Below are 13,935 nucleotides of genomic sequence, written 5' to 3' on the forward strand. Positions count from 1 at the left end.
TTTGTGGACTTCAGATTTGGTCAGCTACCCTCTTTGCACTTTCAACTGCACCGTCCATATATCCCGGTGAAATCGGTGATGTTTCAGCACCGGCAAATAGAAGTTTCCCATTCCAGTATGTGCGACCAAATATTTCATGGCCGTTATTCTGATGAGGCAGAACGGATTCACTGTAATCTGTAAATGTAAAACTCTCATTTCGCCAAACCGTTTCTTCATACTGTATGAAGCCGTCAACCTTGTCACCGTAATATTTCCTGAGCTGGTTCAAAATGATCTCTTTTCTCTCTTCGCGACTGACCGAGTGATACGCCCCATTCAGAAATCCCTTTAAGGCAAACGACTTCTTCTCAGGATCGGAATGATCGTACATCTCATTCACCGGTCCAACATTACTCATGATGGTTCCGCTGGAATCTGCTTTCAGCCAAAAGGGTTCGTCATAAAAAAGACCCACCTTGATCGACTCTCCCATCCAGGTATGGGTTTGATTTGAGATTTGACGTAATTCTTTTGGCAGAGCCGGAGTAAAATCAATTCTGTCTGCCAGTAACTTTGGAGGTAAAGTGGTAATCACACAATCTGCATAGTAAACGGTCGATTGGGTTCGAACTTCAACCTTATCTGTTTCTTGAATGGATAGAACTATCTGACCGGTACGTATATCTGATTGAGTCAGTCTGTCCTGAAGAACCCCAATGAGCTGATCCGTCCCACCTTTAATTCTCCAGGTGGGATCATCATTTGGGGGAAGCTGAACCAATTGAGGCGGAGAAGTGGAGATGTATTCATAAAAGGCTTTTTCACCCAGATGCTGTTCTTCCAGATCAAGGTCCAACTCTTGCAGCAGTTGAATCAATGATTTGTGCTGTTTACCCAGCCAGGTCGCTCCCAGTTCCATTCTTTTATGATCGTCGGGTCTTGCGGTATGAATTCGTCCACCCAAACGATCCCTGGCCTCCAAGATAGTCGATGAAATATTTTTCTTTTCAAGCAGATAGGCAGCCGTCAGACCGGCCAGTCCTCCTCCGATGATGATGACTTCTTTATTCATATAACCTATTTTTAAGAGCTACAACCTTAGTAAATCGCAGAATAATTCCACGATGATGAAATTCATTTTGCAGATTCATTTGCAGCAATGATAGGATCATTCCAGCATCAACACTTACAAAAAAGTGAGGGGTTGAGATCAAAATTTTGGTTTTTGGAAATTGTGATTTGGAATTTGAAACTTAGTACATCAAAACTTAAAATCACTCTTCTTCCTCATCCCCATCTTTTGAAACCTTCTCCTTCAGGTCACTGATCTTTTGAGCCAGTTTTCCCTTTTTATCCTTTTGATCATCCGGTACACGGCCAATCAGATATCCGTAAGGCTGCAGGGATTCAATCTCGTCAAAAACCACTTTCATAATGGCGCCTAGCGGAATGAAAAGTATCATACCGGCCAAACCCCAGATCTGTGCTCCCAAAAACAGAAGAAGTAGTGCAATGAGAGCATTCATACTCACTTGATTGCCCACAATTACCGGAGTAAAGAAATTTCCTTCAAATATTTGAATGACATAAAATCCGGCGACAATAATCAATGGATAGATCAGGGAATCCATTGTTAGCAGCGAATAAATTACCGGGAAAATTGAACCAAACAGCGGTCCAATAAAAGGAATAACATTTAGCAGAGCAGCAAATACTCCAAAAAATACTGCATGTTTTACTCCTACAATCAACAGCATAATACTGTTTAAAACTGCGAGGATAGAAATAACAATCATCACACCCGTGATGTATTTCTGAACAACAACTTGAATATTGCCAATTATAGTTTTGACTTTATCTTCGTGCATGTCACTTTTTCTGCCAAATAATTTCAGAAAAAATGTTTTCAGAAAGTCTCGGAAAATGAGAAACATAAACATGAAAACAGGCACCAGGAAGGTTGTCGTCACCATAGATACTGCTCCGGCTACTCCTTTACCCAGGGTTCCTGAATTTTCACGAACAAATTCTACAAACAGTCCTTCAAGATCTTCCAAATCCACAAACCCTTCAAAATCAAACCAGGTGACCAGGAAATCTTCCATCCCGGCCAGAAGCTCCTCAGTGCGAGATTTAATCAGATCTACATCATCCACAAAAGCTGTTATCTGAGTATAAAAGAAATACCCAAGTCCGACCAAGACTGACAAACCGATGATCATCGCCAAAAGTGCAGCCAGTATTCTTGGCACGTTATACTTCTCAAACCAGGAGGCAAGTGGAGCAAAAAGTATCGATAACAGAATAGCGAACAACAGGGGCAAAAGGATCGACTTAGCCACGATCATCACGTAGACGGTCAAAATCAAGCCGAGCAAGACTGTTGTGTATTTTACGTACCACCGATTTTCAAAACTCATATCTCTTTTATGTTGATAGATTTACAGTTGTAAGCTGTTTGAAAATATTCGATTCGGATGGAACATCATAACAGAAAAGTTTGATCACTATAAAGTTACATGCTTGGATTTAACACACTGTTAATATGATTTCAGTACAATTTTCAAGATCATTCACTCCATTTCTAACCTGACTCGATAGTATAGTGACGGAACTAAGACGCGACATCCGGACACCCGGAGCCATTTTGATGGGACTCGGATCCATTGTGGGAACCGGGATCTTTGTAAGTATTGCCATCGCTACACAAATCTCCGGTAACGGTGTAGTCATCGCCATTATCATTGCAGCGGCTCTTGCAACTTTTAACGGTTTAAGCAGCGCTCAGCTTGCTGCTGCTCATCCCGTAAGCGGTGGCACTTATGAGTACGGAAATCGATTTCTGGGAAGCTACTTTGGATTTACAGCCGGGTGGATGTTTCTGATTGCCAAATCTGCATCTGCCGCAACCGCCGTTTTAGGATGCGCCAGCTACCTCTTCTATCTGTTCGAAATTGAAGTTTCCAATTCTACTTTGGTAATATCCGGGATTGTCATTCTTTTCATTATGACCCTTTTGGTTTCGGGTGGTATTAGCCGAAGCAACGCTGCTAATAAAGTCATTGTCACGATCACACTTTTGGGCCTCGCTGCACTTGTGATTGCAGGTTTTTTTGTAAAGGGAGTCCCAACCGATCCCATTTTCAATATGTTTGATGGCAGTGACATATCATCCGTGCTTTATGCTTCAGCACTGATGTTTGTAGCCTACACTGGGTACGGACGAATTGCCACACTGGGTGAAGAAGTTGCCGAACCTCGAAAAACCATTCCAAAATCGATCATTCTGGCGATGGTTGTCATTGTCATATTGTATCTCACAGTGACCCTTACGAGCTTGAATATTATGGGAGCAGAAGCATTTGGAAACACCGTTGAAGGAGAAGCTGCTCCCCTCATGAAAGTTGCTCAGACTCTTTCACTACCCTACATCGGACCGGTTATCAGTTTTGCAGCAATCACGGCGATGCTGGGTGTGCTTTTAAATTTACTGCTCGGGCTGTCGAGGGTAATGTTAAGCATGGGGCGACGAAAAGATATTCCGGGTATTTTAGCCCATATCAATCCAAAATCCCAAAGCCCTGTACCGGCTGTTTTGGCAACCGGTGTAGTCATCGGCCTGCTCATTCTCAGCGGTGATGTGGTATTTACATGGTCATTCAGTGCTTTTACCGTTTTAATTTACTACTCAATCACCAATCTTTCAGCTCTTATGATGCCGGACGATCTTCGGCTCTATCCCAAATGGATTCCGGTCATGGGCCTGTTTGGATGCCTTTTTCTCGCCTTTTGGATTGATATCATGATCATTCTCCTGGGAATCGGAATGATCCTGATCGGTTTGATCTGGCATAGAATTGCAAAATCTGTTGTGGGGTGATGGTGGTCAAAAAAGGTTTGTGAAGACCACCTCAAAATTGCTTATCACTCACAAAACACGCACTCTGTTCGGCGTTGAAATATGGGCCGATTCGTTCTCTACCTATATGCTGTCCTTACAGGACAGAATTTCTACCGATCTTTTAAAAGCAAAGCCGGATTTCATACATATTTCTATGCTATCACTTCTTGACAAAATATATCTTCAACATCCCATCGGGATGTAACATGGGTAGAATTTATTGTATCTAAGATTCAAACCGCCGAACAGAGAGCGTTGATAATTATTCGTTCAAATATGAGGCGATTTTGCGCTGGTTTATTTGATTAAAAAAATTTGAATCGAACTTTCCTGATTTTTTTGTGAATGGATATTAAATAAAACGCCTCAATTCTATTCAGAACTCACAATCCAAACTCTCTGTTCGGCGAAGAAATGAGGTATCATTGGGATATATCTACCCACATGTTGTCCCTACAGGACAATATTTTCAATTAGAACCAAAAAATTCCTTTCACTATTAAATCAACTCGAAATAATCGTCTTTAGGGAGTCACTCATTCATTTACGTCATTTGATAGATAAAAGATCAAAGCTCTAAAAGAGCGATCAGATCTTAGCCCCGTGCAAAGCCCGGGTTTTCGAGTGCAACAAACTCCCCGCCGAATAGAGGGCGTTGTTCGAAGATCAAATCAGTAATGAGGCGGAATTAAAAAAATTAAAAAAACATAGCCCCAATCATTAATTGGAATCACATCAAAAATGAGACATAACCACGCCCAAGGTTTTAACTCTCGATTTATTATCTTCATCAAAAATTGGATTGAATAAAACTACCATCACATGAAAGTCACATCATACGCAAAAGGAAACTGGATCGAAAAAGGAAAAGAGACCGACCTGATCAGCGCTGTAAACGGAAAAAAAGTCGCAACTCTGATTGAAGGCAACCTCGACTACAAAGGAATGTGCGAATATGCACGAACCGTGGGTGGACCAAAACTCCGGGAGATGACGATCCACCAGCGTGCGTTTAAGATCAAATTCCTTGGCCAATACCTGATGAAACACAAGGAGGAGTTTTACGAACTCTCTACACACACCGGTGCTACCCGCCGCGACTCCTGGATCGATATTGAAGGTGGAATCGGATCAATCTTTACGCTTTCCAGTAAGGCTCGGATAGAACTTTCGGATCTACCTTTCCACGTAGAGGGTGGTGTTGAAAGACTATCAAGAGGCGGAACATTCATTGGTCAGCACATTTGCGTACCCAAGCACGGTGTGGCTGTTCATATCAACGCGTTTAACTTCCCGGTTTGGGGAATGCTTGAAAAATTTGCCCCTGCATTCATTGCCGGTGTTCCATCCATTATCAAACCGTCACCGATGGGTTCATTTTTGGCTCATGCCGTTTTCAAAAAGATGATCGAATCCGGACTGCTGCCGGAAGGTTCTGTTCAATTTATCGCTGCGGATATTCCGGGCGACCTGCTCGATCATCTGAAGAGTCAAGATTCCGTTTCATTTACCGGATCTGCATTTACCGGCCGTAAACTGAAGGCTCATCCGAATATCATACAAAACAGCATTCCGTTTAATCTTGAGGCAGATTCCCTCAACTGCTCCATCCTGGGACCTGATGTGACTCCCGATATGGAAGAATTTGGGCTCTTTGTGAAAGAGGTGGCCAACGAGATGACGGTAAAAACCGGACAGAAATGTACAGCTATCCGCAGAACCATTATTCCAAAAGATTTGGTGGATGATGTTGCTGAAGCGCTCAAAATCAGACTTCAAAAAACCACCATCGGTGACCCGGCTTCCGAGGATACCCGAATGGGCCCGCTAGCCAGCTCGGAACAAGCAACAAGATTTGGTGAACAGCTTCAAAAATTGATAGATGTCACAGATACCATCTATACCACAGGAGGTGACGAAAAAGATGCTTTTACCTCGCCAAAAGTTCTGCTTTGCAAAACGCCGGTTACTGTGGATGAAGTGCATACCATTGAGGCATTCGGTCCGGTCACAACACTCCTGCCCTACGAAAATATTGATGAGGCAATTACAATTGCCAATAAAGCGGACGGATCGCTGGTCGGTTCTCTTTTTACCAACGATGATGATGTAGCGCGCGTTATTACGCTCGGCTGCGCACCTTACCACGGTCGATTTATGATTATCAACCGGCACTCTGCCAAAGAGTCGACCGGACACGGTTCTCCGATGCCTCATATGGTTCACGGCGGACCCGGTCATGCCGGAGGCGGTGAAGAGCTTGGCGGTGCCCGGGCAGTACTGCACAATATGCAGAGAGTTGCACTTCAGGGATCACCCACAACCATTATGAACATCGTTCAGCAGTATGTAAAAGGTGCAGAAACAAAGGAATCGGAAGTTCATCCATTCAAAAAGTATTTTGAGGATCTGACTGTCGGTGAAGCACTCACAACTCACAGAAGAACCGTTACAGAAGCCGATATTGTCAATTTTGGCGGATTAAGCGGCGACCACTTTTATGCTCACTTTGATGATGTAGCCGCCAAAGATTCTCTTTTCGGGAAACGTGTGGCACACGGATATTTCGTCCTATCTGCAGCTGCGGGAATGTTTGTTCACCCGGCTCCCGGTCCGGTAATGCTCAACTACGGACTTGAAGATTTGAGGTTTGTAGCGCCGGTCTATCCCGGAGATACCATCCAGGCCAAGCTGATCGTGAAAAAGAAAACGGTTCGCCAAAAACGGGAAACCGATAAAGAACCCTACGGAATGGTTTGGTTTGATGTACAGGTTACCAACCAGAATGAAGAACTGGTTGCAGAGTATACCATCCTGACCTTAGTAAAACGGCAGAATCGATTGGATATGGATTTGGACTGAAGATCAAATTATTCGTGGCACGACTCAAAGTCGTGCCACGAATAGGAATCACTCAACTAAAAAAATGCCCATCAACCGATGGGCATCATATACGAGTCTACCTGCGCTGAAGCTTTGGAAGACAGGCCGGTCATTTATGGCCGGTATACCAAACAGTACATAGTTTCGTCTTGTCGTCAGCCCCGTTATACTAAGATTTCCTTTGGACGCCTCAATATAGCTTCTCTCTTTCAAACATCTCCCTCTGTTCGGCGGTGATTTTATCCTGTCTCTATTTCCCGGGGTTAAAACCCCGGGCTATTATCTGATCACCCCTGACAGGGTTATTCTTCCTGAGATAATTTTTGAAATACATTAATGCTTTAACAACAATCCGGAATGCCTCGAAGCCGTATCCTCAATTTTTTGCCACACCGTTCCAACAAACAAAAATGCCCATCAACCGATGGGCATCACATACGAGTCTACCTGCGCTGAAGCTTTGGAAGACAGGCCGGTCATTCATGGCCGGTTTATCAGACATGGTATCTCTGTTAGTATCCGATAGAAAAATACAGCTCCTAACTAAGATTACCTCAAATTTAGTCACCGCATAATCATAGAGATACCATGTCTTGACTAAAAGAAATAATGAACGGGGCTGACGACCCGTTCTACAATCAACCTACTCGCCAAACATATCCTGATAATCGGCCATGGAGGCTTCAATCACTTTCTCAGCATATTCCCGGTCATATACACGATCTACAAATACATCGGAGTCTTTACCGGGAATTAGTTTGTAGGTACCAAAGTAGTGACGCAAACGCTCAACAATAACTTCAGGCAAATCAGAAACATCTTTCACATCTTTGTAATATCGGTCGTTATCCAAAACAGAGATGATCTTATCATCTGCTTCACCGTTATCAATCATGTGGAGACCGCCAATTACACGGGCAGTTAAAATCACCTCGGCACGGTCAATCGGACGCTCACTTAGTACACAAATATCGAGCGGATCGCCGTCACCTTTGTCGGTATGTTCTGAAAGTCCGCCAATGCGCTCACCACAGTACGTTCTCGGAATAAATCCATAGAGTGATGGCGGCATGGATGAACTGCGCTGCGGGCGATCCACACGCATGTAACCGGTCAGTTTATCAACTTCGTATTTAATTGCATCAAATGATGTTACCTCAATAAAGGCGTTTACAACTTGCGGTGATCCTTCGCCAACTTCCAGGCCGTGCCATGGATGCGGGCGCCATCGATAAAAAGGGTTTGGGAAATTCACTGTATTCTTAATTTTTTTAAACTTTTTGTTTGATTAGCTAACTGAATATCTTTCAATTATTTACTGCATGATTGCATTCAGTTTTTCCAGGTTGTCTTCCAGTCGCAGTGCATTGATAATATCATCTATATCTCCCTTCATAATATCATCAAGGTTGTAAAGCGTCAGATTGATACGGTGATCTGTACATCGTCCCTGTGGGTAATTGTACGTTCTGATTTTCGCACTACGGTCCCCGGTAGAAACCTGGCTTTTTCTATCAGCTGCACGTTCAGACCGGATCTTCTCCATCTCCATATCGTACAGCTTGGTCTTCAGCATAACTAATGCTTTATCTTTGTTTTGATGCTGTGAGCGCTCTTGTTGACACTCAACAACAACACCCGAAGGCTCGTGAGTTAATCGAATCGCCGAGTCGGTTTTATTCACATGCTGCCCTCCCGCTCCACTCGACCGGAAAGTGTCCACTCGGATATCTTTCATATCCAGATTGATTTCAACATCATCATTCACTTCCGGAAGTACAGCAACCGTAGCCGCTGATGTATGAACACGCCCCTGAGACTCCGTTTCCGGAACCCGCTGAACTCGGTGTACGCCACTCTCATACTTCATCTTACCAAATACTTCAGTACCCGAAAGTTCATAAACAATCTCTTTAAATCCACCTTTATCACTTTCCGTAATAGAGAGTAAATTCAGTTTCCATCCCTGAGAATCGGCATACCGCCGGTACATATCAAAAAGATCGCCGGCAAAGATAGCTGCTTCATCGCCACCGGTTCCAGCCCGTATCTCGATGATACAGTTCTTGGAATCGTCCGGATCTTTAGGAATGAGTTTAAACTTGATCGCTTCTTCCAGCTCTTCAAGCTCACGTTTTAACTCTTTATTTTCTTCTCGCGCAATTTCAGTAATCTCGGCATCTTCATTGGCTTCAATCAACTCCGTGTTTCCTTCAAGGAGTTTATTGATCTCCTTCCATCGATCGAAATCCTCAACCAGTTCCTTGAGTTGCGTGTGTTCTTTGGTAAGCTCAGCATATTCAGAGGGGCGATCATAAATTGCAGGATCAGCCATTGCCTGATTAATCTCGTCGTACCGCTCTTTGATCTGCTGTAATTTGTCTTCTAAATCCATTCAAAATCTTGTTTTTAATAGAGCGGAAAGATATTGAATTATGAGCTTTAATCGAACTATTTAATTACAACTAATCATAACTGCCTATGGAAGTTTTAAGCTTTGAAAAAACGGATAAGCGAAAACTCAGATTTATTTTTTGATCTACTTAATGCTGCAGTCTGCATTCCATACCGTGTTTGGCAGAGCAGAAGCTTCTTGAATTGTCATCAGATCACTCTCTGCAATTTCCCCAAGCAGTTCAGTAAAATCGATTTGAACCAAAAAACTGCCGCAAGGACCAAATTCTCCGGCCTCCGGATGTGGCACAAATGTAGTGCCGGTATGAGGTGGCCTAAATGCCGATTCAGCTTGAACTCGTACAAAACCATCCGCAACTCCAATTCCCCGAATTTGCAGGGTATTTGTATTTCCATTGTTCAGCCTGGCCGTGACAAACGTACCTCTTTCCATTATTCCATTTTCCGGGTTGAGTCGTGCAATCAGGCTTACTCTCGGCCCTCCGCCCTGTCCATAATTTGGCTGGAAAACACCGTTAAATGCATTTTCGGATGATGCTCTCAGTGTGATATAGCTGTTGCTGCTGCTTCCGCCATCCAGAGAAAATACAATCCACGGCCTGCTTTGAGAATCCAGGGTTACGATTTCTGCACGAACATCCACGGTTGAGTTATCATGCTCGATCTCCCATATCAGCTCCCCGTTTGCATCAAATTTCCGGACTACAGGATGAATCAAATTCTCTTCCGTTTCACTATAGCCAACTTCATACACATTGCCATTCACATCCGTTGCCGAGTCTGATGTTGAAAGAGGAATATCTGAAGCAATTGAATCATCCGGCTCCGTTGATGATGTACAGGAATAAAAAAAAGTACTTATAAGGAGTAGTAAAGGTAAATAACGTCTCATAGCAAAAATATAATTTAGGTTCATCACTACTCATTTAACTCCGTTCATATTCTTTGTTTCAAGAAATATTTCTCTCTATGATTTACTACCTTATGCACAAGTAAATTCGAAACTCATCAATTCTACCACACCATGAAACAACCGCTCAGTACACACTTTAAAATCGGATTTTTAGGCGCCGGACAGCTCGCACGGATGTCATCACTCAAAGCTTTTGAGCTGGGAATGCAGATTGCCGTTTTTTCTGATCGCCCTGAAAATGAACCCGTTCAGTTTATGACCCCTTACTCTTTTTCCGGTTCTTTTGATGATGTGGATGCTATGGTTCAATTTGCCAAAACGTGTGATGTGGTTACTCTTGAAAATGAATTTATAGATTCCTCAATTTTAAAGTCTGTACAGGAGAAGTCCGGAACACCCATTTTCCCGTCACCCGACAGTTTTTCCCTGATCGAAAATAAACTGATTGAGAAACAGACGTTTGAGAATGCAGGCATACCTGTCACTCCATATGCGTTGATCAAGTCTGCGGATGACCTGAAAACGTTTGGTGATAAACATGGATGGCCTTACTTGCTTAAATCCTCGAAAGGCGGTTATGACGGTTATGGTAATGAGACCGTGAAAAGTTTAGATCAGGCAAAAGAGGCCTTTAAAAATCTGGGCGGAGACGACAATCGTGATATTATAGCTGAGGCATTTGTCGATTTCACTCATGAACTTGCCGTTCAGGTTGCTCGAAACAAAACAAGACACGTCGTCTATCCATGCTGTGAAACAGTTCAGGAAAATCATATCAATGTTGCTGTAAAATCACCGGCCCAGGTAGATGAAAAAGTCCGCCAAAGAGCTCAACAGCTGGCGATTGCCGCAACAGAAGCAATCAATGGGAAAGGAATTTTCGCCTATGAATTTTTTCTCACTAAAAGTGGGGATTTACTGATGAACGAATCAGCCCCGCGACCACACAATTCGGGACACTATACCATTGAGGGAGCCATTGCCTCACAATTCGAGAATCATGTGCGCGCTGTCTGTGATCTCCCGCTTGGAAGTGCTGAACTTCGAAAACCGGCTGTTGTAATGATCAACCTGCTCGGGAATCATAAACGCAAGGCTGTTGTGGAGAATGCCGATGAAGCAGTTGCCGAGCCCGACGGACACCTTCATTCCTACGGAAAACTTGAAAGCAAACCGGGACGAAAAATGGCACACTATACACTTCTTGGTGAGGATATGGATCAGACTTTTGAACGAGCCAGAAAGCTCACCGCTGGAATTGAAATTTAAACGGTTCACTGAGAGCATCCTAGATTGATGTAATTTGATGGGCATGAAATTACTTCCGTCAGTTAGTAATGAAAATTACCGATTCAACTCGATCAGAATATGAAGCTTTTACTTTTAAATACCGTCTGATTCTATATATTTCAAAAATTGATCAATCAAAATAAACCGCCAAATATGAAAACAATGCTTACCAATTCTCTAACATTTAAAAGTTTTATTCTGATTGCGGGAATATTTTGGCTCGCTTCCGGGTGTGCGAATACCCAACCTGCAGTTCAGGAAACTCAGCAAGAAGATACAACTGAAAAGGTAACCGAAGAAGATTATAAACGTGCAGAGTCTTTACTGGGTCAGCACACCAACTCTTTGGTTTACAACACAACCTCAAACATGAACTGGCAGGATGATGATCGAATCACGTATCGACAAACCGTGCCCGGCGGTGCAGAATTTATGGTTGGGGATCCTTCAACCGGTGAGATAGACAAGGCATTTAATCACGAAGCTCTTGCTCAAACACTTTCCAGTCTAACAGGGAATACAATTGATGCCCTCGACTTGCCTTTCCGTGATTTTAGTTTTTCTGAAAATGGTTCCAAGATCAATTTTACGGCAAACGGGACCATCTTTTCCTGTGATGTTGACGGATTAAACTGCGAATCAACAGAAGATCAAAACCAGTATAATCGATTTACTGAATCGCTCTCTCCCGATGGCTCAAAAGTAGTTTTTATCCGCGATTATAATCTCTGGATGCGGGATCTTGCCTCCGGTAGTGAAACACAACTCACTTTCGACGGGGAAAAAGATTACGGTTATGCAACTAACAACGCAGGATGGACAAAGCGGGATGCTCCGGTACTCATTTGGTCTCCCGACTCCAAACGAATAGCTACGTTCCAACAGGATGCTCGAAATACGAAAGAGATGAACCTGGTATCCACAGCCATTGGCCATGGAGAACTTCAACAGTGGAAATATCCGCTTCCCGGTGATGAGCATATTTTTATGGTAGAACGGGTTGTGATTAACCTGGATGCAGATGAGCCCGAACTCATTCGCTTAGATATGGATCCTGATTATCAGCGATCTACCATTACCGATCATATTGCAGGCCGCGATGGCTCATTGCTGGATGCCGAATGGAGTAGTGACAGCGAATCACTAGCCTTTGTCTCTGTATCTCGCGATCACAAAGAAGCTCATCTTCAAATAGCTGATCCGAACACCGGAGAAGTCACTTCTGTGCTGGATGAAAGACAGGACACCTTTTTTGAATCGGGCATAAACTCTATAAGCTGGAGATATCTGAAGGATTCAGACGAATTTATATGGTGGTCCCAGCGCGATAACTGGGGACATCTCTACCTGTATGACGCAAACAGCGGTAGTCTGAAAAATCAAATTACATCCGGTGACTGGAATGTGCGGGAAATTTCTCACATTGATGAAGAAAATCGTGTGATCTATTTTATCGGCTCAGTTCGAGAAGATGGGGATCCCTATTTCCAATATCTCTACAAAATCAATTTTGATGGCAGTGGACTTTCACTTCTAACTCCCGGTATTGCAAATCACGATGTAGACCTGAATTTTGAAGCCGGGATGTTGGTCGATAAATATTCTACTCCTGATACTCCTCCGGTAACAGTTGTTCGTGATCTCGACGGCAACGAATTGATGGAACTGGCTGAAGCAGATATTACCGAACTGGTAGAGCATGGCTGGAAAGCTCCAACCCCATTTTCTGTAAAAGCCCGTGATGGCGAAACGGACCTTTACGGTTTGATGTATACCCCAACCAATCTGGACGAATCAAAATCCTATCCGGTATTAAACTACCTCTATCCGGGTCCGCAGAGTGGAAGTGTTGGAAGCCGTTCATTCAGGGCGTCCCGTTCTGATAAACAGGCCATGGCAGAACTTGGGTTTATTGTTGTGGAAGTAGACGCTCAGGGTACTCCGGGGCGATCTAAAGAGTTTCACGATTTCTACTACGGCAATATGGGAGATAACGGAGTTCCTGATCAAATCGCAATGATTGAACAGCTCGCAGAACGCCACTCTTATATAGACATCGACAGAGTGGGAATTTATGGTCATTCGGGCGGTGGATTTGCATCAACGAGTGCAATACTAACCTATCCTGACTTTTATAAAGTAGCGGTGTCGGGTGCAGGAAATCACGATAACCGAAACTACACCGATGCCTGGGGCGAAAAATGGCAGGGACTGCTCGAAGAGACCGAAGACGGAACCAATTACGATAATCAATCGAATCCTCTTTTAGCTGAAAATCTGAAAGGAAAGCTACTGATTACCCATGGCACCCTCGACAGTAACGTTCCGCCATATAATACATTGATCGTAGTAGACGCATTAATCGAAGCCAACAAAGACTTTGATATGATCATGCTACCAAATCGTGGCCATGGATATTACAGCGAACCGTTTATGATGAGAAAGCGATGGGATTACTTCGTAAAACATCTCAAGCATACAGATCCACCTAAAGAGTTCGAATTCGGTAATCTTTAAAATTGATTAGATAAATATCTCATGCCGGCAGGAT

General features: G+C 43.4%; 9 protein-coding genes. 4 read left to right on the top strand and 5 right to left on the bottom strand.

The features are described 5' to 3' along the window. Window positions 1–10: 10 nt before the first annotated feature. Both CWD77_RS05945 and CWD77_RS05950 read right to left on the bottom strand, forming a co-directional pair. Window positions 11–1,054, bottom strand: a complete 1,044-nt coding sequence (locus CWD77_RS05945; protein WP_101072343.1) for a flavin monoamine oxidase family protein — start codon at window positions 1,052–1,054, stop codon at window positions 11–13. 202 nt (window positions 1,055–1,256) lie between these two features. Further along, window positions 1,257–2,402, bottom strand: coding sequence for an AI-2E family transporter (locus CWD77_RS05950; protein ID WP_101072344.1), 1,146 nt, complete (start codon window positions 2,400–2,402; stop codon window positions 1,257–1,259). A 185-nt stretch (window positions 2,403–2,587) separates the two neighbouring features. Here CWD77_RS05950 and CWD77_RS05955 point away from each other — a divergent pair, with 185 nt between their 5' ends. Then, entirely contained in the window at window positions 2,588–3,862 is a 1,275-nt protein-coding gene (locus CWD77_RS05955) for an APC family permease (protein WP_206017951.1), read from the top strand. Between the two features lie 843 nt (window positions 3,863–4,705). Beyond that, entirely contained in the window at window positions 4,706–6,745 is a 2,040-nt protein-coding gene (gene paaZ / locus CWD77_RS05960) for a phenylacetic acid degradation bifunctional protein PaaZ (RefSeq protein ID WP_101072347.1), read from the top strand. A gap of 664 nt (window positions 6,746–7,409) precedes the next feature. Here paaZ and CWD77_RS05965 read toward each other — a convergent pair. From CWD77_RS05965 to CWD77_RS05975, 3 genes are all read right to left on the bottom strand, one after another. Beyond that, a complete protein-coding gene (locus CWD77_RS05965; protein ID WP_101072348.1) occupies window positions 7,410–8,021 on the bottom strand; it encodes an inorganic pyrophosphatase in 612 nt (203 codons plus the stop codon). A 60-nt stretch (window positions 8,022–8,081) separates the two neighbouring features. Continuing rightward, window positions 8,082–9,161 carry a peptide chain release factor 1 gene (gene prfA, locus CWD77_RS05970; RefSeq protein ID WP_101072349.1) on the bottom strand — a complete coding sequence of 360 codons (1,080 nt, stop codon included), beginning with the start codon at window positions 9,159–9,161 and terminating at the stop codon, window positions 8,082–8,084. A gap of 144 nt (window positions 9,162–9,305) precedes the next feature. Next, the gene (locus tag CWD77_RS05975) at window positions 9,306–10,073 is read right to left on the bottom strand and encodes a hypothetical protein (RefSeq protein WP_133120191.1); all 768 of its coding nucleotides are present in this window, start codon (window positions 10,071–10,073) and stop codon (window positions 9,306–9,308) included. 132 nt (window positions 10,074–10,205) lie between these two features. On the opposite strand from CWD77_RS05975, the gene CWD77_RS05980 reads away from it, so the two are divergent. Both CWD77_RS05980 and CWD77_RS05985 read left to right on the top strand, forming a co-directional pair. Next, the gene (locus CWD77_RS05980; protein ID WP_101072354.1) at window positions 10,206–11,363 is read left to right on the top strand and encodes a 5-(carboxyamino)imidazole ribonucleotide synthase; all 1,158 of its coding nucleotides are present in this window, start codon (window positions 10,206–10,208) and stop codon (window positions 11,361–11,363) included. A 174-nt stretch (window positions 11,364–11,537) separates the two neighbouring features. Continuing rightward, a complete protein-coding gene (locus CWD77_RS05985) occupies window positions 11,538–13,901 on the top strand; it encodes a S9 family peptidase (protein WP_240596678.1) in 2,364 nt (787 codons plus the stop codon). Window positions 13,902–13,935 lie beyond the last annotated feature (34 nt).

The organism is Rhodohalobacter barkolensis, assembly GCF_002834295.1.
GTDB classification, from domain to species: Bacteria; Bacteroidota; Rhodothermia; order Balneolales; family Balneolaceae; genus Rhodohalobacter; species Rhodohalobacter barkolensis.

Excerpts from the sequence above, each read along its gene's own strand:
- CWD77_RS05945 (WP_101072343.1), bottom strand. The coding sequence starts at position 1,054 with ATGAATAAAGAAGTCATCATCATCGGAGGAGGACTGGCCGGTCTGACG.
- CWD77_RS05975 (WP_133120191.1), bottom strand. The coding sequence starts at position 10,073 with ATGAGACGTTATTTACCTTTACTACTCCTTATAAGTACTTTTTTTTAT.
- paaZ (WP_101072347.1), top strand. The coding sequence starts at position 4,706 with ATGAAAGTCACATCATACGCAAAAGGAAACTGGATCGAAAAAGGAAAA.
- prfA (WP_101072349.1), bottom strand. The coding sequence starts at position 9,161 with ATGGATTTAGAAGACAAATTACAGCAGATCAAAGAGCGGTACGACGAG.
- CWD77_RS05980 (WP_101072354.1), top strand. The coding sequence starts at position 10,206 with ATGAAACAACCGCTCAGTACACACTTTAAAATCGGATTTTTAGGCGCC.
- CWD77_RS05985 (WP_240596678.1), top strand. The coding sequence starts at position 11,538 with ATGAAAACAATGCTTACCAATTCTCTAACATTTAAAAGTTTTATTCTG.
- CWD77_RS05950 (WP_101072344.1), bottom strand. The coding sequence starts at position 2,402 with ATGAGTTTTGAAAATCGGTGGTACGTAAAATACACAACAGTCTTGCTC.